At 47.9% G+C, this 23,448-nt stretch carries 21 protein-coding genes and 1 pseudogene; 16 read left to right on the forward strand and 6 right to left on the reverse strand.

What is annotated here, in order from left to right:
* Positions 1–66: 66 nt before the first annotated feature.
* Positions 67–1,350: a pectate lyase family protein gene (locus B4V02_RS07085; RefSeq protein ID WP_094154256.1), complete on the reverse strand. Its 1,284-nt coding sequence runs from the start codon at positions 1,348–1,350 to the stop codon at positions 67–69.
* A 465-nt stretch (positions 1,351–1,815) separates the two neighbouring features.
* Here B4V02_RS07085 and B4V02_RS07090 point away from each other — a divergent pair, with 465 nt between their 5' ends.
* On the forward strand, positions 1,816–2,553 hold the full coding sequence (locus B4V02_RS07090; RefSeq protein ID WP_007431509.1) for a cyclase family protein: 738 nt from the start codon (positions 1,816–1,818) through the stop codon (positions 2,551–2,553).
* A 156-nt stretch (positions 2,554–2,709) separates the two neighbouring features.
* Here the strand turns inward: B4V02_RS07090 and B4V02_RS07095 are convergent, their stop codons facing one another.
* Positions 2,710–3,123, reverse strand: a complete 414-nt coding sequence (locus B4V02_RS07095; RefSeq protein WP_094154257.1) for a DUF4183 domain-containing protein — start codon at positions 3,121–3,123, stop codon at positions 2,710–2,712.
* A 471-nt stretch (positions 3,124–3,594) separates the two neighbouring features.
* Between B4V02_RS07095 and B4V02_RS26945 the strand changes: the two genes are divergently transcribed.
* On the forward strand, positions 3,595–4,239 hold the full coding sequence (locus B4V02_RS26945; RefSeq protein WP_094154258.1) for a DUF4183 domain-containing protein: 645 nt from the start codon (positions 3,595–3,597) through the stop codon (positions 4,237–4,239).
* 73 nt (positions 4,240–4,312) lie between these two features.
* Here the strand turns inward: B4V02_RS26945 and B4V02_RS26085 are convergent, their stop codons facing one another.
* Positions 4,313–4,465, reverse strand: coding sequence for a hypothetical protein (locus B4V02_RS26085; protein WP_007431506.1), 153 nt, complete (start codon positions 4,463–4,465; stop codon positions 4,313–4,315).
* 54 nt (positions 4,466–4,519) lie between these two features.
* On the opposite strand from B4V02_RS26085, the gene B4V02_RS07110 reads away from it, so the two are divergent.
* From B4V02_RS07110 to B4V02_RS07120, 3 genes and pseudogenes are all read left to right on the forward strand, one after another.
* Positions 4,520–5,104, forward strand: a complete 585-nt coding sequence (locus tag B4V02_RS07110; RefSeq protein ID WP_094154259.1) for a TetR/AcrR family transcriptional regulator — start codon at positions 4,520–4,522, stop codon at positions 5,102–5,104.
* Between the two features lie 73 nt (positions 5,105–5,177).
* Positions 5,178–5,759: an NAD(P)H-dependent oxidoreductase gene (locus B4V02_RS07115; protein ID WP_094154260.1), complete on the forward strand. Its 582-nt coding sequence runs from the start codon at positions 5,178–5,180 to the stop codon at positions 5,757–5,759.
* Positions 5,760–5,782: 23 nt separating this feature from the next.
* Positions 5,783–6,163: pseudogene (locus tag B4V02_RS07120) on the forward strand (endonuclease V); the annotation flags it as partial.
* A gap of 167 nt (positions 6,164–6,330) precedes the next feature.
* Here the strand turns inward: B4V02_RS07120 and B4V02_RS07125 are convergent.
* From B4V02_RS07125 to B4V02_RS07135, 3 genes are all read right to left on the reverse strand, one after another.
* On the reverse strand, positions 6,331–6,660 hold the full coding sequence (locus B4V02_RS07125) for a hypothetical protein (protein WP_094154261.1): 330 nt from the start codon (positions 6,658–6,660) through the stop codon (positions 6,331–6,333).
* A 283-nt stretch (positions 6,661–6,943) separates the two neighbouring features.
* The gene (locus tag B4V02_RS07130) at positions 6,944–8,137 is read right to left on the reverse strand and encodes a glycoside hydrolase family 5 protein (RefSeq protein ID WP_094154262.1); all 1,194 of its coding nucleotides are present in this window, start codon (positions 8,135–8,137) and stop codon (positions 6,944–6,946) included.
* A 158-nt stretch (positions 8,138–8,295) separates the two neighbouring features.
* A complete protein-coding gene (locus B4V02_RS07135; protein WP_094154263.1) occupies positions 8,296–9,120 on the reverse strand; it encodes a class I SAM-dependent methyltransferase in 825 nt (274 codons plus the stop codon).
* 196 nt (positions 9,121–9,316) lie between these two features.
* On the opposite strand from B4V02_RS07135, the gene B4V02_RS07140 reads away from it, so the two are divergent.
* From B4V02_RS07140 to B4V02_RS07190, 11 genes are all read left to right on the forward strand, one after another.
* Complete coding sequence (locus B4V02_RS07140) at positions 9,317–10,309, forward strand: Gfo/Idh/MocA family protein (protein ID WP_094154264.1); 993 nt, start codon at positions 9,317–9,319, stop codon at positions 10,307–10,309.
* Positions 10,310–10,586: 277 nt separating this feature from the next.
* Entirely contained in the window at positions 10,587–12,347 is a 1,761-nt protein-coding gene (locus B4V02_RS07145; protein ID WP_094154265.1) for a cache domain-containing sensor histidine kinase, read from the forward strand.
* A gap of 2 nt (positions 12,348–12,349) precedes the next feature.
* Complete coding sequence (locus B4V02_RS07150) at positions 12,350–13,150, forward strand: response regulator transcription factor (protein ID WP_094154266.1); 801 nt, start codon at positions 12,350–12,352, stop codon at positions 13,148–13,150.
* Between the two features lie 149 nt (positions 13,151–13,299).
* Positions 13,300–14,643, forward strand: coding sequence for an extracellular solute-binding protein (locus B4V02_RS07155; RefSeq protein WP_094154267.1), 1,344 nt, complete (start codon positions 13,300–13,302; stop codon positions 14,641–14,643).
* A 26-nt stretch (positions 14,644–14,669) separates the two neighbouring features.
* Positions 14,670–15,551, forward strand: a complete 882-nt coding sequence (locus B4V02_RS07160; RefSeq protein ID WP_007431496.1) for a carbohydrate ABC transporter permease — start codon at positions 14,670–14,672, stop codon at positions 15,549–15,551.
* A gap of 55 nt (positions 15,552–15,606) precedes the next feature.
* Positions 15,607–16,488 carry a carbohydrate ABC transporter permease gene (locus B4V02_RS07165; RefSeq protein WP_007431495.1) on the forward strand — a complete coding sequence of 294 codons (882 nt, stop codon included), beginning with the start codon at positions 15,607–15,609 and terminating at the stop codon, positions 16,486–16,488.
* Between the two features lie 209 nt (positions 16,489–16,697).
* A complete protein-coding gene (locus tag B4V02_RS07170; RefSeq protein WP_007431494.1) occupies positions 16,698–17,588 on the forward strand; it encodes a carbohydrate ABC transporter permease in 891 nt (296 codons plus the stop codon).
* A 22-nt stretch (positions 17,589–17,610) separates the two neighbouring features.
* On the forward strand, positions 17,611–18,480 hold the full coding sequence (locus B4V02_RS07175; protein WP_094154268.1) for a carbohydrate ABC transporter permease: 870 nt from the start codon (positions 17,611–17,613) through the stop codon (positions 18,478–18,480).
* Between the two features lie 48 nt (positions 18,481–18,528).
* The gene (locus B4V02_RS07180; protein WP_094154269.1) at positions 18,529–20,283 is read left to right on the forward strand and encodes a sensor histidine kinase; all 1,755 of its coding nucleotides are present in this window, start codon (positions 18,529–18,531) and stop codon (positions 20,281–20,283) included.
* A gap of 9 nt (positions 20,284–20,292) precedes the next feature.
* Entirely contained in the window at positions 20,293–21,900 is a 1,608-nt protein-coding gene (locus tag B4V02_RS07185; protein ID WP_094154270.1) for a response regulator transcription factor, read from the forward strand.
* Positions 21,901–22,035: 135 nt separating this feature from the next.
* A complete protein-coding gene (locus tag B4V02_RS07190; RefSeq protein WP_094154271.1) occupies positions 22,036–23,445 on the forward strand; it encodes an ABC transporter substrate-binding protein in 1,410 nt (469 codons plus the stop codon).
* Positions 23,446–23,448: the final 3 nt, after the last annotated feature.

The raw sequence follows: 23,448 nt of genomic DNA on the forward strand, positions 1-23,448 counted from the left end.
GGTTGCTCTCTCCATGGAATAATCTACGGGGAGGACAGCCCTTTTTGGTGTTAGCGAAGCCTTTTTTTACAGTTTGCCGGAACCGGCCTGCGAAGTGACTTCTGCTTTTACGCTGGCAGATGGGGAAATCTTATCGTTCAGCGATGGTTTCCAGCCTACAGAGGAGCTAAGACCTGCGCTGGAGCCTGCGTTAACAGCTTGTCCATTCAGGATTGTGCCCGTATCTGACAGGGCAGTTCCACCAAAGACAGTCACGATTTTAGCTGCAGATAAACCGGCAACGTCAATGACATTGTTTTCGGCGAAGATTTTGGAGGATTTGCCTGCGCCCCATATATACAGTAAAGGATATTCGGAGCGTTTTACATCACCTGTATAGTAATTGTTGTACAGATGGACTTGTCCATACCGTACACGTGGTGTGCGTTGTACTGTGTTTTCATAATAATTGTGATGCAGGGTTACACGTAAAGCCCCTTCATCTGCTGTTTTACTGTCGCTGTTGCCAATAATTGAGGTTTTATCATGATTGGAAAAATGATTGTAAGAAGCAGTGACCAGATCGGCTTGATTGACCACATCGAGAAGTCCATCATGATGCTGGTATTCCCGCCCATAGTAGGTACCGTTTTGGCTGTCCGGGTGAGACCCATCGTTGAAGGTATTGTGGTCTACCCATACATGAGTGGCACCGTTAATGGTAATGCTGTCATATTCCGAATTCCAGTTGCCTGTACTGCCGTCGGTTGGGTCCCATTGTGGGAAATAATCGTAGGCATCCTGGAATTCAATATTGCGGATAATGACATTGTCTGTCCCTTTTTTCAGTTGGAAGTTCACGCCGTTAATAACGGCATTGCTGCCCAGGCCGACAATTGTTGTATTGGATGGAATTTGAATGACAACACGACTGGCCTGATTTTTTTGAGAAGCTTCACGTGCCTTTTCCAATGTACCGGAAGGAGCCTTTTTCCCCCATGTGGACGGGTCATATGCTTTGATATATGCGTCAAAATCATAATTAGGGTCCTTGTAATCGTTCAATCCCAACGGCTTGTTATTGTCATCGACATTGACATTGATCGTACCTTTGACATAAATGATTTTAGGGGTAGTATTGCTGCTTTTACCCAAAGCATCCACCAGTTGTTTGCGATTCGTTACAGTGAAAATATTAGAAGAGGAGGCTGCGGCCCCGCCTGTTGTGCCTGTAGAAAAGGCTGCCCAACCGTTTTTGCTGCCGAGCGTTTCTTTACCAATATCAGTGGCTGCATGAGCAGGTGTACCAAGAGGAGCCAGGGTTGTGAACAGCAAGGCTGCTGCGATTCCGAGTGAAAATCTCTTTTTCATAAAATACCTCCGTATATGAGATGAATGGAGTAGACGAACGAAGGAAGTCCCGGGTGCTCCTTATGTTTTCTACATTTTCTATCATACTTCGCGTTCCAGTATTTGTTAATATAATAAAAATTACATACTAAAACTTTTGTCTAATTTTTTATAGAATGAAATAGAAACCTTCTTTTTCCATTAAAAGCGCATACAAAATAATGAAAACGTTAACAATCATATGAAATAGGAATTGTATATATGAATATATGGAATTGTTTTTGTGTTTTTTGCTCGGAAGCAACACTGTTCATGGGTTTCATATTAGGCTGGAAAAAGTGCGATAGATCTGCTTGAAATGTTAACGATTTCAAATCAGAAGAAGGAGGCTGTAATTCTACTTTGACGAATTGAAAGCCGGTTTGTAGATTTTTGCCAAATCCTCAGGTACAATGCTCGTAATATAGCTGAGGAGGAATGGACATCATGGCAGAGCATTTAGCGGATATTTTGAAGTTGTTGAAGCAAAAAGAGTGGGTAGATTTGTCCCACGCCTTTTACCCTGAAATCCCTCATTTTCCGGTATTCGATCAAGTTCAGGTGGATACCTTATTTACCCATGACGATGGTTTTTTTGTAAAACAATACTGTTTTCCGGGTCAGTATGGCACTCATATAGATGCACCCGTTCATTTTGTAAAGGGTAAACGTTACTTGCATGAGCTTTCGTTGAAGGAACTGGTTTTGCCGCTGGTTGTTATTGACCGTTCGGCCGCTGTTGCAGCCAATCCCGACTATGAGCTTACGGTTGCGGATATTCTGGATTTTGAAAAGGAGCATGGACGCATTGCCGATCAATCCTTTGTCGCCTTTCGCAGTGATTGGAGCAAGCGTTGGCCTGATTCAGATGCGTTCTCAAACAAGGACGACGCCGGAGACGCACACTGCCCGGGCTGGTCGCTGGAGGCGCTGCGCTTTTTGGTAGAAGAACGAAATGTGGCCGCCATTGGACATGAGACACTGGATACTGACTCCTCTGTAGCTTTTCGCAAAGAGGGCAGGCTGGTAGGGGAATATTTCATATTGGAGCAGGATCGTTATCAGGTTGAGGTGCTGACGAATTTGGACAAGCTGCCTGCGACAGGTGCGGTCATTTATAATATCGTTCCGAGCATTCAGGATTCTCCCGGATTTCCGGTGCGCTCCTTTGCTATTTTGCCTTAATCATAAGATACCAGGTCGTTGGTAAACGATATCTTGAGCAGGCAGACCGGTTCAGCTGTTTATGTCTGAACCGGTCTTTTCGAGCTTATACGGGGTAGTGTTAGTGTACAACGTGATTAAATGCTCAGTCTCTTTGAACTTAAAATGTGAAATGTCTTAGCTGGTAATAGTAATGGTAGGAGCAGAGATGGTAGGTTGAGTTGTGATGGTGGAGGTCGCGCCGCTAAAGTTTGATATTTCTATGACAACTGGAACACCCGGTGTAATATCTACGGAGGCAATGACCAGACTTGCTGCAGTTAGGGTGAATAAAGAGTTCTGCTGAATAACTCCGTTAACGTAATAATTAGCAGAATCCGTAGCCGTTAATGTCGGCAAAGCGACTACTGGAGCATCAGCGTCATCTACAAAGCTTGCAGCAGGAACGGTTGTTGTTGTAGCTCCGATCATCCCGGCTGTAATCGTTGCAAAAAAACGAGTCACAACTGGGGTTATGGTCGTGGTAATAGCTCCACCGCTTGCGACTGGAGCTGTAGCAACCGCTGTAAAAACAGGTTTTACGATTGGCATCGTTCTCACCTCCTTTCGTTGTGGTAAGAGCCATTCGTTGGCTCTTAATCAATAAATGATTTTTCAACCTATTCGGCAACGGCACATTAACCTTGCTATTAATAATAGGGTAATAGGGAAGCCCCTATTTTATGGAAAGTATCGATGGAGGCGACCACATGGTGTATCTGTTCAAATGCCTAAAACCCCAAAGGAAAATGTGCATATAATACATGAGGCTGAGAAAAGGAGGTGTGTACGGCTGATATGGGGAGACGCGATTCAGCACTAAGGCGACATGGAAAGCGAACCGTACATTGTAAGATTATCAGTCGAAAAAAATGTAAAACAGGTCATCCACTCAAAAATAGAAGCAAAAGAGGACTCCATGCCCAAAAGCGTCGAAGGTTAAACATACAACGACGGTATTATAATATTCATGGAAGATATCGGCGTAAGAGGGATATACTGGATTATCGAGGGCTAAAAGAGGTGACTGGAAAGCAGAGGGCTGCTGGTTCTGAGGGGAAACAAGGCATTCCCGGTTTGCCAGGACAGCAAGGTCAAGCGGGGCCGCCTGGTGCATTGGGCATACCAGGTCCACCGGGAGCACCGGGAGTTCAAGGCATACCAGGTCCACCGGGAGCGCCGGGAGCGCAAGGAATACCGGGTCCAGCAGGGTTACAGGGAGCGCAAGGAGTGCCGGGGCCGCCGGGTGCCCAGGGTATCGCAGGTCCAATAGGCCTACAAGGTCCTGCCGGAGCACAAGGCATCGCTGGTCCAGCAGGACCACAAGGTATAGCAGGCCCTCCCGGCCCGGCACCTGACATTTCAAATATTGAAATTATACCCACTGCGCAACGGTATTTTTATTTTGCTCCTGATACTATTGAATCTTCGGTCACGATTATGGCGGATCAATTTTCTGTAGATGGGGTGCAAGAGGCTTTTCAGCGGTTTCATGTCGGAAGCAACAGCTATGCCAATTTGTATATTAACGGCATGATTCAAGAAAGCGCATTGTACAGCCTGACCCCTGCATCGCTGACGATTCACCTCAACGAAGGGGAGACAATTTCCTCCGGAACACCTATTATTGTGGAAATCGTTCAATTTAGTGTGCGATCCAGTGCGTGACACCGTTGCGTTACAATACCGCATATTATAAAGGTTATTTTAAAACCAAAAATGGTTATACGGCGCAGGCCCTTCAATGCGAACGCCAAGCTGTTCGGCTGCCAGTCTGGGCCAGAATGGATTGCGCAGCCCGCCCAGCAGCCTCCTTGAAGGCAAGCACAAGATGACGAATATCCTCAATGGTCAGTGTATGGGTCTGTTGGGTGACAGCGTGAGCCTCCAGCATGATCAGCCCTACATATGGTTTGCAATTTAGTTAGTTATCACTTACTATAAGCTAATGAACAAGAAAACACATGTAGATAGCAAGAAGAAGGATATATTGCAGGCGGCGATGCGCTTATTTGCAACCAAGGGGATTGACGGAATTTCCGTCAAACAAATTGGAGAGGCTGCCGGTGTGACGGATGCCGCAATATACAAGCATTTTAAGAGTAAAGATGCAATGGCAATGGAAGTATTCGAGCAGTACTGCAACAGCTACACTACATTGATTGATTTTTATCGCAAGCAGAATGGGAGCTTCGTCAGTCGTTTCCATCAATTGGTAGATGAAGTGCTGGGAATGCATGATGAAGATCAGTATGGCCTGCTTTTGCTGTCGCAGCATCATGAGCTGTACATTGAGGCAAGCCAGAGTCAGAATGTACGTCAGCCGCTGGAGGCGCTAACGGAATTCATCGAGCAGGGGATTGGGCGGGGAGAATTGCCCAAGCAGGATGCCCGGCTATCCGGTGTGCTGATCATTGGAGCTATTACACGCTTATCCGTGTCCAGCCTGGAAGGTGAGCTTCCGCAGGAACTTATTCCATTGGCAGCAGAGGTCAAACAACGTTTAACCGCTTTATTAAGTAAAGGTCAGTAGTGGCCTTTTCTTTTAAATAAAAGGTTAGTGTTTTCTAACTAAAATTATAATATGTGGGTAGGAAGTGATTGGTATGTCTAAAAAAATATTAGTTATTCAAGGAAATCCGGTCGTTGGCAGTTATGGAGAAGCGCTGGCTCAATCCTATATAAAAGGAGCAGAGGCTGCGGGAGCTGAGGTGCGTTTGTTGCAGCTGTCCGCGTTGGAATTTAATCCAAATTTATCAGGTGGATATCGTGATAAATTGCCGCTGGAGCCTGACCTGATTCAAGCTCAGGAATGGATTAAATGGACGGAGCATCTTGTTTTCATTTTTCCGATTTGGTGGGGCAGCTTGCCTGCGTTAATGAAAGGTTTCATTGACCGTGTTTTTATGCCAGGCTTTGCGTTTAAATATCACAAAGGCAAACCCCTGCCTGAACAGCTCTTAAAAGGCAGAACGGCCCATCTCATATCAACGATGGATGGACCGCACTGGTATTACCGATTTTTTCAGGGACAGCCTGGGCATCGCATGATGAAGCATTCCACGCTCCAGCTATGCGGTGTCAAGACCGTACGTTCTACCGCCATTGATCTCATGAATAAGAAGACGGATCAACAGCGCAACGATTGGCTAGGCAAGGTGGAGCAACTGGGGCGAAGCATGAAGTAGGAGGGCAAAAATGAAACCAGTAATTAAAGACCTCACCTCAGCTCATCGTCTGCGATGGCCAAGGAATTGCTCATCCTAGACGATTTGGATTAGCCAGTCATTTAGGGGTTATCTTTGATACTCCTACAATTGGATGTGGTAAAACGAAGCTGTGGGGTGATTATAAAGAACCCTCTCAAGAAAGAGGTGCATGTTCGTTATTAGTTGATGATGAGGAGACTATCGGTGGAGTATTAAGAACGCAGGAAAGCGTTAAGCCTCTTTTTGTATCCGTAGGTCATCGTATTTCATTAGAAACCGCCTGCAATTGGATATTAAAGCTTGCTCCACATTATCGCTTGCCTGAGACAACTCGACAAGCTGATCAGCTTGTGAGAAAGGTTTTATCAAAGACCTATGAATAGCCCATACGTTTAGGAAAAAAGGGCCACAACAGGAGCGACTCGCCCACATTGTGGTCCTTTATAGATTATGCATCTGAGAATCAGGCAACGTACACTTATATTACTTTGCAGACACACCTTGATCAAGAAATAGCTCATGTTTTGCAATCCATGTTTTGTAATCCATGTTATGTAAATATCGTTGCAACTGTTAAAATAAATCCTAATACTAGTCCGACAGGGCCCCAATAATGCATCGGGATAAAAAACAGACTGTGCTCGGTTCCCATTCGGTAGTGTTCCCCTGTTTCCATATCTACTAGCACTTTGCCCGATTTGGCGTTGAGCGCTTTCCCCAGATGCCAGATAATAACTCCCGATACAATGAACACAAAAGCCAGTGGCAGCCGGGAATCTATTGATTTAAGCCCTAGAGAGGATAATATAGCACTGACAATAACAAACAAAATCCCTGGAATAACAATATTCAAAATACCAAAACCCTTCCAAATAATCACATAAAAACTTCCTTTCTGGTTATGTTTACTTCATGGTGAGTCCCTTCTTCGAAGATTGGAGCATGTTATTACCACATCCAACATATGTATTTATCGGTTAAAAGAGAGATTTAGTTTACAGAATGACCCATTTGATGTGGGTATTTTCAATGTATAAAATTGGACCACTACAAAAAAACCACTTCTCCACATCTTCTAGACCCAGCATGATCTGAGCAAGAAGGAGGAAAAGCGGTTTTTTTAGCTAGCAAAAAAAGCATAGCCAGCCTATGAGACGACAGGTCTATTCAGCGGTAGCTTTCGCTTGTCCCGTTACGAACGTTACAGGCTTCATAATGCGGCTCAGCATATCCTGCTTCGGACGATTCCAGGTAACCCAGTCGTCCAGCAACAGTCCACCCGTGTCACCGCTATTCGGATTCAGGTCCCAGTACGTAAAGTACAAGTTGTTGGCACCAATATAGTCTACGAGCGCATTTTGCCATTTACCCTCAGGAGAAGACAAATCAACATTACGGCCGCCGAATTCACCAACCAGTACCGGAGCTATGTTTTGCTTGCTGATGTAGCCCCAGTTTTGATCCCAGACGGCCGGCAGGTTGGACGGGAAGCTTGACTCGTTGAACCATGGCTGCCAAGACACACCAGGGCCGTAATCATGCGGAGAATATACGACACGGTTTGGTACGTCCAGCACGACAGGGTACTTGGCTACACCAGTCAGGTTGCCGCCCCACCAGTATTGGCTATTGTTGCCTTGGACATTGTGGTCCACACCTTCTACGAGAATCAACCAATTTGGATTTACGGACAGAATCGCATTCCCTGCGCGCTGCGCCGCAAGACGCCAGTCTGTGGAAATGTTGCCTGTGCCCCAGCTTGCCTGACCGTGTGGCTCGTTGTGCAAATCCGCACCGATGACGGTAGGATTGTCTTTATAACGGTCAGCCAACATTTTCCAATCGCTGATCCAACGAGATTCAGGGTACTTGGACGTGTACCACAACTCGGACTGTCCGCCGGAGTCGGCACGGTGGCGGTCAAGGATTACCTGAATACCGCGTTGTCCGGCTTTTTCGATCAGCTTGTCCATAATTTGAATCGGAGTCAATCCAACCAAATCAGGATTTTTGTAATAATCAATACTGTCCGGACGGGAAGTGAAATCGAACAACTGATTACTGTATGGCAGACGGATCAGATTGTAGCCTTCTTTCTTCACCTGGTCCAGCACGTCGTCCATTGAACGGCTCCACAGTCCATGCAGAGTGTAATTCGGAGTTTCCAGACCAAACCAGTTCAAGCCATTAAATACTGCCTCCTTCCCGGATTCGTCCACAATTTTGTTTCCCTGAGTGTGATAATATCCTTTCACACTGGCTGCATCTGCCGAAGCAGGAGTGTAGCCATACAAGGTGAAGCCCATTACGAGAGAGGCAATAACGAGAAATGGCTTCTTCATGCTTTTTCTTTTCATGATTTTTGCTTCCTCCTTTATTAAAATATATTTACAATCTATTACAATTTCATTTTATGTTGAAATCTTCCATTAAACAAGTTCATAAAATTCATAATATTCATAAAAAAAAGGACGGTTTATGGACCGTCCCTTGGTTATCTTTAGTATCTTTAGCCTTATAAGATGATTTTTTGTGCAATTATTTTAGTCATGGCATGCTTATGAGCAATACCTGATGAGTTACAGTCAAAAATAACTTCCGAGCTATCTTGAATGAACCAGTCGTGATAATGTGTAAGCAGCTCACCAGAGTACCAGTTATGCGCGTTAGGCTCTTTTTCAGGTGGTGGCGCAATAAACGGCTTATGTACAAACACATTCAGGACATGCAAGCCGCTGGGATTTGTATACTGCTTATAGTTATCCAATATTTCTTTGCGAAAGTCCGGTTTTATGTAGTGTAGGACACCACTTGAAAAGATAATATCAAAATGTGTATCCAAACGATAATCTAAAATATCCGCCTTAAACACATCAACATGAACCCCGATTTTTTCAGCAAGTCTGTTGGTTTTCTCCACACCTGCGTCCGAAATATCAAATGCAGTCACATCATATCCATTTCTAGCAAAAAACACGGCATCTTTTCCCTCGCCACAGCCAATATCCAACAATTTCAAGTGTGTATTGGGCGGCATCCATTGTAAAATCTGATAACAAACTTTATTTGGTTCAGTACCCCAGTAATATTCTGGTGTTTTATATTCTTCCTCATAAATGGTAATCGGTTTATCCTGTGATACATATCCAAGCAGTTTGTCGATGCTTACTTCCAGGGTTCTTGATAACTGGGGAAGCAACGAAATATCAGGCATGGTCTGCGCATTTTCCCACTTGGATACGGCCTGAAATGAAAGCCCGAGTATTTGTGCGAGTTCTTCTTGTGTAAGTCCTCTTTCTTTGCGGTATATGCTTATGTTTCTTGCTAATTTTTCTCTCATAAATGCTCACGCTCCTTCATGTAATCCCATTTTATTGGAGCTTCTTGATCGGAACAATAACTTCATATTTGATTTTTTAAAATATTCAACTCCCAGTTGAGAAGCCGTTCTGTCCATTTTTCTGCCATGATGTTAATGCTGCGCCCATATGGTACGATGATATCGGAATATTTGAGCACACATGGGAGGGACTAATATGGGCAAGGCGAGGCTGTGCTTTATCGGAGCTGGCTTTCACGCTTCAACGAATATATATCCTGCGGTCATTGGCGCAGGTGCTGAAATTCAAGCGATTGCGACCAGAGATATAAATAGATCGAAGGCAGCGCTTCAGCGGTTTGGGAGCAGCGGCATCCCTTATGACAATTACAAGACTATGTTGGAGCAGGAGGACTGTGATGGAGTTGTCGTGGTTGCACAAGCGGCAGATCACCCTTCGCTCGTACTGGACTGCATTCAGGCCGGAAAACATGTTTTTGTAGACAAGCCACTAGGCTGGAATGCAGAGGAAGCGGCCCAAATTGCCGATGCGGCGGAGGCGGCTGGCGTTGTGCTGATGGTCGGCTTCATGAAGCGCTATGCGCCTGTATACGTAAAATTGAAAGAGCTGATTGAGGGTGGCTCGCTTGGAGCCGCACGCTCATTTCAGGCGAAATTTCTCGTGGACAGCACTCTATTTTGCAAAAGCGGCGAAGATTTCATGAAGCTGGCGGCGGTTCATATGGTCGATTTGGTACGTTATTTGTTCGGGGAAGCGGTGCAGGTCACTGGATTTGCGAATGATAACGGCGAGTTTATTTCGCATACGATTTCGCTAAAATTTGAAAATGGTGTGGTGGGCAGCGTATACTTCGCAGGGATGACAGCATGGACGCGCGAGAGCGAAGGTATCACAGTAACCTTTGATCATGGTTTTGCAACCGCTGATGAAGTGAATACATTGATCATTCACAAGTCGGAGAATCACGCGGAACTTCCTTGGAAATCCCTTGCGGAATCCGATACGGTTCTGACACCGTCAGCATCGGCGATGTCGGGCGGGTATCGTGATTTGTACTTGCGCGGTTTTGTTGGCGAAATCGTTCATTTCATGGACTGTTGCAAAGAAGGACATACGCCTTATTCAAGTGGACGGGATAATGTAAAAACGATGGAGCTGTGCGACCGCATTTTGACCGCGCTTCAATAGGATACAAGATTCAATATACAAGCTTTGGAGCCTGAGCTGTACTTTAGTTTGGGCTTCTTTGAAAGAAGCTGTGGCTTAGCTAGCCAGCAGATGACTCCTGCATTTGTCGGGAGTCATCTTTTTTTGGATTATCCCCCGAGTTTCTATTGCATATCGTGATATTCATGTTTATATATGTTTACTAAAATACATCAACAAAGGAGAACGATACGATAAAATAAGAAGAGAAAGCGCTATCAATACGACTTTTATGCGATTGTTCAGGGGGAGAATGCATATGCGCTCAAGTTTCCAACCATTAAACACGTTGCGTAATCAGATTTTTATCGGATTTATACTGGTGATGCTCATTATGATGAGTGTGGCGGGGGCGTTCATTTACCTCAATGTCTCTCACCTGTTGAAAAACAGTGCCGAGCGGCATATTGGTCAGACGGCGGTACAAGCAAGCGGCAGGCTGGATGCATTAATCGGCCAGATGGACAGCCTGACGGAGCAGGTGGCAAACCATCCGTCTGTTCAGCATATTTTGCTGGAGGAGCGCAGCGGGGGCAAGGTGACTTTTCGGCAGCGTCAATCACTACTGCAGGTGATGCATAGCTACCAGGCTTATATGCCGAGTGTTGGCTCTTTGGAGCTGTATACCGCTGAAGGAAAGATGTTGTTTCCGATCAGGGAGGGCAGTCTGGAGGAGCGGATCGGACAGGCGGACATCCGGGAAGCAAATGAGATGAAAGGAAGATTAGTCTGGATCGGCATCGATCCCGAGGACCCTCGGTCGCTGCTGGCGATTCGGCAGGTGAGTCTGGTGGACCGTTGGTTTTCACGCGGAGGATATCTGATTACCCGCATGGAGCGAAGTTATTTTGGGCTGAATGATGTATCGGCGGTCAAGGAAGAAGCGAGTGAAACGATGCTGCTCGTAGATCGTCAAGGCCAGCTGCTGTCAGGCGAGCCTATGAACCAGATGGATTTGTCAGGTGTACTGCACAGCAAGGCACAGACGGTTCATATTGGAGAACGGGAATATGTGAAGGCGGTGCAGCAATCGGAGCGGACCGGCTGGTCGCTGCTGATCCTGATTCCGGTTAGCGTCGTCACCGACGGAATTACGGTTTTACGGACTACACTTATCATCTCCGCGTCTCTTGGTGCCGTGTTATTCCTGTTTATGTCCTTTATGCTGTCTACGTTGATTACCAGACCGATAGGTCACTTGATCCAAGCGATGCGCCGTTCACGCCAAGGAGCATTGGCCTTGAATCCAGAACCGGCAGCAGCGGTTGAGCTGCGGGAATTGAACGCAGAGTACAACATGATGATTGTTGATATCAATGAATTGATCCGTGTCATTTGTGAGAAGGAGGTTCTGCAAAGCCAGACCGAGCTTAAAGCCCTGCAAGCGCAGATCAATCCGCATTTTCTTTTTAATACGCTGGATGCTTTCAACTGGTCGCTACAGGAAAAGGGGGAGGAGGAGCTTGCCGGGCTGATGGTGTCGATGTCACGGCTGTTTCGTTATATTATTGAGCCGGCTCACCATGACGCTTGGGTGACACTCGGGGAAGAAATGGCACAAGTCCGCCGTTATCTGGAACTGATGGAGATGCGCCTGGGTGCACGTCTGAGCTGGCAAATTCATATGCCTCCAGAGGCGGCGAGAATTCCGCTTCCTAAACTGCTAATCCAGCCTATTGTAGAGAATGCCATTTTGCATGGCGTCGAAAATCGTATCGGCAACGGTCGTGTTGAAATCCGTGCCACTCCTTCGGCAAGACCGGGATGGACCAAGATCGCGGTCATAGATGACGGACCTGGCATGACACCGGAGGAACTTGCGGCTGTGCATACAGCACTGACGGGGGGATCGATCAGCCAGAGCAAGGGGACAGGTATGGGACTGGTTAATGTGCAGCGCAGGCTCGCCCTCTATTATGACAGTGTATATGATCCAACGGACGGTTTGCTGATACATAGTGCTGTGCAGGAAGGAACGGTGGTCGCTTTTGAAATTCCTGATGAATACGGAGGGCGGTAGGAATGAGTGTTTCATCCAAAACCATTGTAATTGTAGACGATGAACAGCGAACACGTCAGGGAATACATCAGACACTGGAGCAATGGGCAGCCGGGAAATACCGGATTGTGACATCGGGTAATGGTTTGGAAGCATTACATACGCTGCGTGCGGAGACCGTCCATCTGCTCATTACGGATGTCCGGTTGCCGGAATTCAGCGGACTGGATTTGATCCGCTCCCTGGAACGGGATTCCCGCCGGCCGGCGATCATTGTCATCTCGGGATATGCGGAGTTTGATTATGTCCAGCAGGCTCTTCGTCTGGGAGCCGTCAATTACTTGCTCAAGCCGATTGATAAGCAGGAGCTGCTTAATGCAGTAGATGAAGCGCTCCGGCTGGAAGAGGAACGGCAGCGGTATGAGCAGCTTGAAAAGATAGCTGATCCTGTTCTGTTAGAGCTTGACCTCCAAGCGGCTACTCTTAGTGATCCGATACGGCGTGCCTGCATCTATATGGCGGAGCATCTTCACGAATCCATCACGATGGCGCAGACTGCCGCGCATTCACACCTGAATGCGAGCTATTTTAGCGTTTTGTTCAAGGAGCAAAGTGGCTTGTCCTTCACCGAATATCTGCACCGGCTGCGGATGCAACGGGCCAAGGAGCTGCTGCTGCATACCCAACTGACGATTGCGCAAATCGGAGAGCGTTCAGGCTACAGGACTGATAAATATTTTATTAAAGTGTTCAAAGTGTCCGAGGGGGTAAGTCCCAGCCGCTACAGGCAGCAGATGCGTAAAGAGCCGGGGAATATTGATTGACAGCGTAGGCAGCCACTGCCCAATACACAACCCAATAAAAGTGGAATTATACCCAATCAGCGTACCCTGTTGAAAGCAGGAATGGAGTGCTAAACTTACAAATGGTAACGGTTACAAAAAAATAAAACTACATTAATGGAGGTCTAACGATGTCCAACGAGTATGGTTTGCGTAAGCGTTCACACCGAAAATGGGTTGCTGGGTTGACCCTGCTGCTGTCATTGATGCTGGTGCTATCCGGTTGCGGTGCTGGTAAAGATGGCAAGGGTGGTTCTGAGGGAGAAGGGGGAAAGATTACCCTCAAAATGATGCATCTGTGGCCAGAGGGAAGCTCGGCACAGCAAAGCAAGCTTGTGACCCAGATCATAGATCAATACGAAAAGGATCATCCGAATGTCGTCATTCAGCAGGAAGTGCTGGAAAATGAACAATACAAAAATAAGCTCAAAGTGCTGTCGGCCTCCAATGAATTGCCGGATATCGGCATCACCTGGGCAGCGGGCTTCATGGAGCCTTACGTCAAAGGCGGATTATTTACGCCGATGGATGACCTGTTGAATGGTTCAAAGCTGAAGGATAAATTCGTACCGGGAACGACTGAAGCCTATGCGCTGAATGGAAAAACGTATGCGCTTCCGATCGAATTGAACATTTCACCCATCTACTACAACAAGGCTATATTCCAAAAATACAATCTGAAAGTACCAGCGACACTTGACGAATTGAAGCAGGCTGTGCAAACACTTGCGGATCATGGCGTTGCGCCGATTGCACTGGGCAATAAAGACCGCTGGACCGGCTCGCTCTGGTATATGTATCTGGCGGAACGTATAGCGGGTAACGAAACGCTGAAAAAAGCGATTGACGGCTCAGGCTCGTTCGATGACCCTGGTTTAATTCAGGCGGCCTCCGAAATCCAGACGCTTGTAGATATGAATGCCTTTAACAAGGGATTTAACGGCTTGTCCAATGATGAAGGAAAATCCGAGTTTATGAACGACAAGGCCGCTATGTATTTGATGGGGACTTGGGAATTGCCGAATTTTACGACCAACCCCGCCATCCCGCAAGCATTTAAAGATCAAATCGGCTTCTTTAAATTTCCGATGGTTGCAGGCGGCAAGGGCAACGAGAACAGTTGGGTAGGAGGTCCGGGAGTAGGCTTGTTTGTCTCGGAAAATTCCAAGGTAAAAGAAGAGGCCAAAGCGTTCGTTGAATATTTCGTAGTCCAATGGGGTGAGCAATCGGTCACGCAGGCGGGTGTTATTCCAGCGACGAAAGTAGACACCTCCAAAGGAGATTTGCCCAAGTTGTATGTCGATTTGCTGAATGGTCTGAATCAAGCCAGCAGCATTACATTGTTCGCCGATGTACAGATGAAGCCGAATGCAGCGCAGGTACATTTGAATATGATTCAGGCGTTGTTTGGCAAAGCGGTGACACCGCAACAATTTGCCGAGCAGCATAAGGCTGCCATCGAGAAAGGAAATTGAAATTGAGCGCTTAAGGAGGTCCGGCCGTGGAAAAGGTCATGTCCAATAAGCTTGTCATTGCCCTGTATGTGTTGCCTTCCCTGCTGCTGTTGCTTGCTGTGATTTATGTGCCTATTGTGCTGACCGGCTATTATGGCCTGAATCAGTGGAATGGAATCGGCCCTATGACTTTTGTCGGGCTGGACAACTATCAACATTTGTTCACAGACACAGCGTTCTGGCAAAGTGCTTGGCATTCCCTGCTGCTGGCCTTGTTTTCAGGCGTCAGTCTGATCGGTTATCTGGTGATTGCGATGATTTTGTCAGGGAATATCAAGGGAGCGAATCTGCTGCGGAAAATTTATCTGATTCCCATGCTGCTGTCTTCTGTAGCTATCGCGCAATTGTGGCTCAAAATGTATCATCCGACGAACGGAGTGCTGAATTCCTTGCTGGCGTCGCTCGGAGTTCACAACCCGCCCGAATGGTTGGCTAATCCATCTCTGGTGCTGCCTGCTCTGTTCATCCCGATTATTTGGCAATATGCAGGCTTTTATATTCTGATCTATTATGCCGGGCTGAAAAACATTCCCGAAACGCTGGTGGAAGCTGCCCGGATTGATGGGGCCAGTGCCTGGCAGATTGCGACTCGTATCAAATTGCCTCTGCTGCGCGAGGTGATTAACGTCACGATCATATTGTCCATTGTCGGTTCGCTCAAATATTTTGACCTCATCTACGTCATGACGGACGGTGGGCCGAATGGAGCCAGTGAAGTGATGGCATCTTACATGTACCACCAGGCGTTCCGCAGCTTTGATTTTGGATATGGCAGTGCTACAGCCTTTGCCCTGCTGCTCATTTGTCTGGTCGCTACGTGGCTGATTCGCAAGGCTACCGCTTCCGGTGACACAATCCAGTATTCATAATACGCCATGCGAATAGATCATGGATAACCAAGGATAGGAAGAGGGAGGAACGGACATGAAAACCCAGGCAGCCGCCAGCTATCCGCTTGGTGTCTCTACCCGCGGCAAAATGTTAACTCGCGTCGGTTATGCCGCATTGTATACGCTTTTGATCATCCTGGCGGTGACGCAGCTTTTACCGCTGCTGTGGCTGATGCTTTTTTCACTTAAAAATAATCAGGAGGTGTTTAACCTTCCACCGTTTGCACTCCCGTCCCAGCCGCATTGGGAGAACTATATGAATGTGTGGACCAGCGGCAATATCGGGCGGTATTTTTTCAATAGTGTGTTGGTTACGGTCATATCCGTAGTGCTAACGGTGCTGCTGGCCAGCTTTGTAACGTTTGCGATTACACGTATGCGCTGGAAAGGAAGCCAACTGGTCCTAGGACTCTTTATGGTCGGACTGATGATTCCAGTCCATTCCACCTTGATTCCGTTGTTCAGTATGTTTCTCAAGCTGCATCTGACAGACACGCCGCTGTCCATCATCCTGTCGTATGTTGCTTTTAACCTGCCCACAACGATGATGATCCTGCTGGGATTCTATTATGCCTTGCCCCGGGAAGTGGAAGAAGCGTCCGTTATGGACGGCTGCTCTGTCAACCGGATGTTCTTCCGGATTGTGCTGCCTATGACGACCCCGGTCATGGCAACGACCTCTATTATTAACATGATCTATAACTGGAATGAATTTATTTTCGTCAATACGTTCATCAGCTCGGACGAAAACAAAACGCTGACCGTAGGCGTTCAGAACTTTATTGGACAATATACGACCGACTGGGGAGCGATCGGGGCTACGCTGATGATCAGCATTTTGCCCATTCTGCTAGTGTTCCTCATCATGAGTGACCGGATTGTGGAAGGGATCGCAGCCGGGTCGGTTAAGGGGTAAAACAAATTCCCCTGTCAGATTTGAAGAGTACCCCCTAGTAGATATTGGGACAAACCTCTTGGTTTGTCCGATGTATGCCAGGGGGTGCGTTTTTATGCGAGTTAAGTTTGGATGAGTAACATTCTCCCCTTTGAAAAGTTGATTTCCCTATCCCGTCCTATTTTTGTCCCTTCTATAATCAGTATTAAAGATTGTAGGGGGGGCATTTTATGAAGCTGAAAAAAGTACACGCCTATGTGTTTGTTTTCCCGAGTTTATTTCTGACCCTTGTATTCGGCATTTATCCTCTGCTTTGGGCGCTTCGTTACATGTTTTATGATTATCAGGGATTCGGGACGCCTGTTTTTATTGGCCTCGGCAATTTTACGCGCATTCTGCGTGACCATCAATTCTGGTCCTCCGTTGGAAATACTGGCATTTACGCTCTTGGCAAGCTGCTCGTAACCCTTCCCATGTCCTTGGTTTTGGCTATTATTTTGAATCGCAAGCTGAAGGGACGCTCCTTGTTGCGAGCGATTTATTATTTACCTACTATTTTTAGCGCTTCGGTGATGGCGATCGTCTTTTTTATTATTTTCAACTCCTATAACGGGATCTTGAACCAACTGCTGCTCAAGTACCATCTCGTCTCCGCCCCGATTAATTGGCTAGGCGCCGATTATGCCATGCTGACCACTATTATCATCGCCATCTGGGGCGCTATCGGCAACTATATGCTGCTGTTTCTCGCCGGTCTGCAAGGTATTCCGAACGATCTTTACGAAGCGGCCTCGCTGGACGGGGCCAATGAGTTTCAAAAGCTTAAGTATGTGACTATTCCGATGCTGGGACCAGTTATGCAGATGATTATCATGCTGGCCATTACCATCTCCCTTAAAGGTTATGAGAGCATCATGGTTTTGACCGCAGGTGGGCCTTACGGAAAAACAGAGGTCATGTACCTCTATCTGTTCAAGCTGCTGTTTCCGGTATCGGGCGAAACCCAGGGGATTCAGCAATTGGGATACGGCAGTGCGGTCGGCTTCACCACCGCGTTGATTGTAGGGGGAGTTACGCTGATCTACTTCCGTATTTCCAAAAAGCTGAATGATGTTTACTAGAAGCAGGCAGGAGGAGAACAGAATGAATCGTACGAATGCCAACTTTACTTTTTCCCCCAGGCTGGCTCGCTGGACCGGCAAGACGGTGCTCTGGGTGTTTCTGCTCACGGTCGCCGCTCTGTTACTGTTCCCGATTGTGCTGGTACTGCTCGGCTCGTTCAAGACGAATCAGGAGCTGACCAGTGGGGCAACCATCTGGCCTAAAGTCTGGAATTTCTCTAACTATGCCCAGGCATGGGAGGGTGCCAATTTCTCCCGGTTTACCCTGAACAGCATTTTTGTAAGCGTGACCACAACGATCGGCACCCTGATCGTCGCGTCGATGTCCGCCTATGCAGTGAACCGGGTGCATTTTATCGGGAAAAAGCTATACACCCTGCTCATGGCATCCACTTTGTTCATCTCAATCGGGGCCGTGGTGCTGCGCCCTCAATTTGATTTGATGGTCATGCTCGGTTTGAACAAGACGCTGTGGGGTGTCGTCATTATATTGGTCAGCGCACATGCCACCTGCTATTTTATACTGATCGGATTTTTCGAAAGCATTCCCAAGGATCTGGATGAGGCAGCGATGATTGACGGCTGCAACTTTTATTCGGTGTATTGGCGGATTGTGCTGCCGCTGCTGCGGCCAGCGCTTGCTGTTGCCGGGCTGTCGGCATTCCAGGGCTCGTGGAATGAGTACATCTTGCCGCTCGTTTTTACGATGAGTAATCCGGAGCTCCAGACGCTGCCGGTAGGATTGGCCAACCTGCGGTACGGCATCGGAGCCGCCGCCGAGATTCAGCTCATGATGGCCGGTGCCTGCCTCTCCATTCTGCCGCTGCTCGTGGTGTATGTATTCGCCAATAAATCGTTTATGCAAGTTACGCTCGGCGCTGTCAAGGGGTAGAGTATATCGGGTTCTGTTGTTACAATGAGCTTCAAGGAGTGGTCATCCATGGGACTCAATTTCTACAAGCTATCCCTGAAAAAAAGAATCCAGCTACTGTTTATATTCCTGGCCATATTGTGCATCAGTGTGACGGGGATCTGCTCCTATCTCTTTGCCGCCCGAAACATCGAGCGTAGTGCCTTGCAGCTCAAGCAGGGGATTTTGAAAAAATCGGTACAGGTGATGGATGAGCATCTCAGGCATATTGTCGTTTCGTCGTATTCTTTTATGCTTAATGAAACGTTCACCCAGGTGATGAAGGATGTCCGCAGCAACAATACCGCCGACTATTATCAGAATTTATCCTTGCTGCAAACTTCGTTTGCCCAGTTGAAGCTGGTGGAGCCGTTGATTGATACGGCTTATCTGAACACGCCGATCGGAGACTTCTTCTCCACCAAGGATTTTCCCGACCGGACAAAGAGCTTTTCGGAGGAGTATGGCGCCTACCTGAAGCAGGAATCCTGGAATACCCTCTGGCTGGGGGCTCATCGCAACGAGCTGTTTCAGTGGAAGGGCAATGCTCTGTCCCTGCTGCTGAAACCGATAGTTCTGGACAATCATTATATCCCCAATGTATATATGCTTGTGAACATGAGGGAGGAAGCGATGCGGGCCATTCTGGAGCAGGATCTGATGAACAATCAGGTTCAGCTGTTTTTGCTGCAAAAAGATGGAACCATGGTGATCCGGCCTAATTCCCAGCAGCATGCTTTTAATTTGGAACGGGGGTTTATCGAGCATTTCAGCCGGGGAGGGGCCGGGGACTTCAATTATACGAACGCCAAGGGAGAGAATTTGCTTGTCAATTACAGCACGCTGTCAATGAACGAAGATTGGGTGCTGGTCAGTATTCAATCCAAGGCCGACTTGCTGCAACCGCTGAAGCAGATTCGCTGGCTGATCATCTTGATCATGCTGTTCTGTATTGCGCTGGCGCTTATCCTGTCCAATCTGCTGGCTTCCGCATTGTTGAAACCGCTTAATAAATTGCAGCGCCTGATGGCCGAGGTGGAATATAACGACCTGGAGGTGCGGTTTAACAGCAGATATGAGGATGAGGTCAGTGCTGTCGGCTATAAATTCAACCGAATGCTGGACCAGATCCAGCTGCTGATTCAGGAGGTGCGGACTTCGGAGCAGGACAAGCGCAAATCCGAGGTCAAAGCGCTTCAGGCGCAGGTAGACCCCCATTTTTTGTATAATACTTTAAATGCAATTTTTTGGAAAAGTGAGAGCGGAGAGAAAAAAGACGTCAGCGAAATGATTGTCTCCTTGTCGCTACTGTTCCGGTTGGGGCTGAACAATGGGAACGATATCACCACCTTGCAGCAGGAAATCAAGCACGTCGAGCAGTATTTGCAATTGCAGCAAAAATGCTATGAGAATCTGTTCACGTATTCGATCCATATTGAGGCTCCCTCGCATTTCTCCATTTCCATGTTAAAAATACTGCTTCAGCCGCTGGTGGAGAACTCTATTTTGCACGGATTCCGCGACAAGGCCGATCTTGGCAGCATCGTCATCAACGTGTACCGTGAGGGCGGGTTTCTACTGCTGCAAGTGACTGACAACGGCTGCGGGCTGGATGCCGATCAGATGGAGAAGACAGTGAACGAGCACGGTACCGAACGCAAGGGCTACGCGCTCTCCAACCTTCAGAGCAGGCTTAGCCTGCATTACGGGGAGTCGGCTTCCATTGCGTTCAGGAGCATTCCGGACATCGAGACGACGGTTACCATTACAATCCCGATCATGTAGGAGGTCAGTATGGATCATTTGACGATGTGCGTTATGGATGATATTCAAGCCGTTGTAAAAGGGATATCCGAGACCATTCCTTGGGCGGAACACCATATTAAGGTCGTGGGCACCGCAGGTGACGGCGAGCATGGTTGGACTCTTCTGTTGGAGAAAGATCCCGATATCGTGATCAGCGATATCCGGATGCCGAAGCTCAGCGGACTGGAGCTGATGAGGCGGGCTTCCGACCATCGTTTGCGTGCCAAGTTTATTTTTATCAGCGGCTATTCCGATTTCAGCTATGCACAGGAAGCGATCAGGCTCGGTGCCTCCGACTATTTGCTGAAGCCGTTCACCCCGCCGGAAATTCTGGATGCGGTGCTAAAAGTAAAAAAGATGATCGAGTCCGAACAGGTCAGGCTAAAGCAACTGGAGCAGCTGGAGCAAAAAATGAATGCCAGCAACCTGCAGCTTCGCCAGGATTATTTGACGGGCCTGCTGCGCCAGGAGACGGGCGGCCGCCCAAGCGACAGTCGTTGGAGCGAGCTGCAAATTGAGTTGGATGCCGGCAATCTGATGGTCATGGCCATCGAAATGGACTGCTATACCGAATACGGCTATACCTTGCAGCTCGACGACAACGAAATTATTCCGTTTGCGATCAAAAATATTTTGGACGAGACGCTGAATATGCACACCCGGGGCGTTGTGCTGCACGAAAGCAAGCAGCGGCTGGCGGCTATTTTTAATCCGCCGGACGGGCTGGAAACCTCAATGTTGCTGGAGCTTTGCCGGGAGAATGTGGAGAAATTCAGCAAAAAGACCGTCTCGATCGGCCTGGGTACCGTAGCCCGGGGATCGCAGGAAATCCATAATGCATTTGTGCATGCCGTAAAAGCGCTGGCTTACCGCTTTTACAGCGAGGGCAACTGCGTGTTCCAGTATACAGAACTGGCGCAGGCGGATTGTGTGGCTCCCGACTACCCGGTGGAAAAGGAACAGCAATTGCTGTATGCGCTCAGATGTGGTAACAAAGATAGCTGCCATCTGATCATTGACGACATTTTCCACCAATGGACGTTGTCTCATAAATTTCCGGAGCCGCAAGCCATGATCCGCTTATTGATGGGACTCGTATTTGCCATGTACCGGGCGTTTTGTGATGAGATCACCGAGGAAGAACGCATTCAGCTGGAGGCCGACCTGTCGGCGCTGGAGGAGAATCGCTCATTGACTTTCGGCGGCTGGAAAAGCTACATCAATCATTTCAGCAGTATGGGCTGCGAATTTGTAGAGAATAAGCGGCTCAGAGATGTGACGCAAGCGATCAACCGGGCAAGGGAATACATCCGCCTGCATCTTCAGGAGAATCTGACGCTTCACATCTGTGCGCGGTCGGTTCATTTAAGCCCAAGCTATTTTGCGAACGCTTTCAAAAAGGAGACGGGCATGACCCTGATTCAGTATATTACCAAGATGAGAATGGAAAGGGCGAAGGAATTGTTGATTGCAGGGGTGCAGGTGCAGGAAATTTCACAAATGCTCGGGTATGAGGACCGTCCGTATTTCAGCGGCTTATTCAAAAAGTATTGCGGCATGACGCCGACCAGCTTCAGACAAATGTATTTGAAATGAGCAGGGAGGCGTGACAATCATTTTTTCCCCCATACAAAGTTAAAATGTCCCTCACTCCCATAAAAACGGAACCACTATGATAACGTTAACCGGCATCCGACAGGTTGACCGTAAAAAGCATAAGGGGGCATAACGATGGTTAAAAAATGGGTTATCGCAACACTGGGCGCAGTCCTGGCCTTAAACCTGGCTGGCTGTTCAGCGGACGGCGGCAGCAAGGGCGCGGCGGGAAGCAGTGACGCTCCGGCCAGTTCCAAAGGAACCGCGGGAGAGAAAACCAAAATCATTTACTGGACACCCGACCGCCATGATGCCGAGTTCATGAAAGCAAAAATTGACAAGTTTAACCAAACGAATCATGATAATATTGAAGTTGAAATGAACGTTATGGGCGATAATTATCCACAGGCGGTGGACATTGCGTTTGCCAGCAAGCAGGCTCCAGACGTGTTGCAAATCAACGATTTTCAGACCTATTACAAAAAAGGCTATCTGGCACCGATCAACTCCTACATGAGCGACGAGATGAAGAAGACCTTCAAAGACAGCCAGATTGAGAACAAGAACTCCATCGACGGCAAAATCTACACCCTGCCGAACACCGGGCAAATTTGGAGACTGGTCTATAATAAAGACATTTTTAAGAAAGCAGGCATCGCCTCTCCTCCCAAAACGATTGCCGACATGGTGGCCGCAGCCAAAAAAATTACAGAGGTTGGTAAAAGTGAAGGCATTTATGGCTTTGCCAGCCCGTTCAAGAGTGGAACCGGCTTCTGGCGGGCGGCGAATACAATTGCAGGCGCCAGCAACAACTTTGGCATCGACGGCTATAATTATAAAACAGGCCAGTTTGATTTCAGCATGTACAAGGATATCGCCCTAGCGCTGCGGCAAATGAAGGAAGACGGCAGCATGCTGCCGGGCGTAGAGAATCTGGATATTGATCCGCTGCGCGCGCAATTTGCCCAAGGCAAAATCGGGATGTACGTGAACCACTCGGCTGAACCTGGAGTGTATAAGGATCAGTTCCCGACCACCGAGAACTGGGGAGCGGTTCCCGTGCCGACGGCCGACGGAACCATTAAAGGCGCATTCCCAATTATCGGTGGCTCTTACATCGGGATCAGCGCCGATTCTACCCATAAGGAGGCGGCCTGGAAGTTCATGGAGTACGTGTACAGCAATGAATTGCAAACCGAATACTATGAAAAGGGCTATGGAATTTCCTTGATACCGGCCGTGTTGAAATCAGGCAAGAAGCCGAGCATTCCGGGCATTGAAGGTTTTCTGCCGAAGCGGTATGATGCCATTTACCCGGCCAATCCGGGTACGATTACGGAAAGCTCCCTGGAAGGGATGAAGTGGCCGGAGACTTTCAACACATTTGTGTTCACGGGCGGAGATGTGGACGCCGTCATCCAAGATTTGGATACCCGCTACAACGCATCTCTGCAAAAGCTGAGAGCTGCCGGCACGACCAACATTGTTGCTGATCCCGCTTTTGACGCAGCCAAGCTTCAGGGCAAATTATCCACGGAAGAATAACTG

The sequence above is a fragment of the Paenibacillus kribbensis genome (assembly GCF_002240415.1).
Lineage (GTDB): Bacteria > Bacillota > Bacilli > Paenibacillales > Paenibacillaceae > Paenibacillus > Paenibacillus kribbensis.

Excerpts from the sequence above, each read along its gene's own strand:
- B4V02_RS07085 (WP_094154256.1), bottom strand. The coding sequence starts at position 1,350 with ATGAAAAAGAGATTTTCACTCGGAATCGCAGCAGCCTTGCTGTTCACA.
- B4V02_RS07090 (WP_007431509.1), top strand. The coding sequence starts at position 1,816 with ATGGCAGAGCATTTAGCGGATATTTTGAAGTTGTTGAAGCAAAAAGAG.
- B4V02_RS07095 (WP_094154257.1), bottom strand. The coding sequence starts at position 3,123 with ATGCCAATCGTAAAACCTGTTTTTACAGCGGTTGCTACAGCTCCAGTC.
- B4V02_RS26085 (WP_007431506.1), bottom strand. The coding sequence starts at position 4,465 with ATGCTGGAGGCTCACGCTGTCACCCAACAGACCCATACACTGACCATT.
- B4V02_RS07110 (WP_094154259.1), top strand. The coding sequence starts at position 4,520 with ATGAACAAGAAAACACATGTAGATAGCAAGAAGAAGGATATATTGCAG.
- B4V02_RS07115 (WP_094154260.1), top strand. The coding sequence starts at position 5,178 with ATGTCTAAAAAAATATTAGTTATTCAAGGAAATCCGGTCGTTGGCAGT.
- B4V02_RS07130 (WP_094154262.1), bottom strand. The coding sequence starts at position 8,137 with ATGAAAAGAAAAAGCATGAAGAAGCCATTTCTCGTTATTGCCTCTCTC.
- B4V02_RS07135 (WP_094154263.1), bottom strand. The coding sequence starts at position 9,120 with ATGAGAGAAAAATTAGCAAGAAACATAAGCATATACCGCAAAGAAAGA.
- B4V02_RS07140 (WP_094154264.1), top strand. The coding sequence starts at position 9,317 with ATGGGCAAGGCGAGGCTGTGCTTTATCGGAGCTGGCTTTCACGCTTCA.
- B4V02_RS07145 (WP_094154265.1), top strand. The coding sequence starts at position 10,587 with ATGCGCTCAAGTTTCCAACCATTAAACACGTTGCGTAATCAGATTTTT.
- B4V02_RS07150 (WP_094154266.1), top strand. The coding sequence starts at position 12,350 with ATGAGTGTTTCATCCAAAACCATTGTAATTGTAGACGATGAACAGCGA.
- B4V02_RS07155 (WP_094154267.1), top strand. The coding sequence starts at position 13,300 with ATGTCCAACGAGTATGGTTTGCGTAAGCGTTCACACCGAAAATGGGTT.
- B4V02_RS07165 (WP_007431495.1), top strand. The coding sequence starts at position 15,607 with ATGAAAACCCAGGCAGCCGCCAGCTATCCGCTTGGTGTCTCTACCCGC.
- B4V02_RS07170 (WP_007431494.1), top strand. The coding sequence starts at position 16,698 with ATGAAGCTGAAAAAAGTACACGCCTATGTGTTTGTTTTCCCGAGTTTA.
- B4V02_RS07175 (WP_094154268.1), top strand. The coding sequence starts at position 17,611 with ATGAATCGTACGAATGCCAACTTTACTTTTTCCCCCAGGCTGGCTCGC.
- B4V02_RS07180 (WP_094154269.1), top strand. The coding sequence starts at position 18,529 with ATGGGACTCAATTTCTACAAGCTATCCCTGAAAAAAAGAATCCAGCTA.
- B4V02_RS07185 (WP_094154270.1), top strand. The coding sequence starts at position 20,293 with ATGGATCATTTGACGATGTGCGTTATGGATGATATTCAAGCCGTTGTA.
- B4V02_RS07190 (WP_094154271.1), top strand. The coding sequence starts at position 22,036 with ATGGTTAAAAAATGGGTTATCGCAACACTGGGCGCAGTCCTGGCCTTA.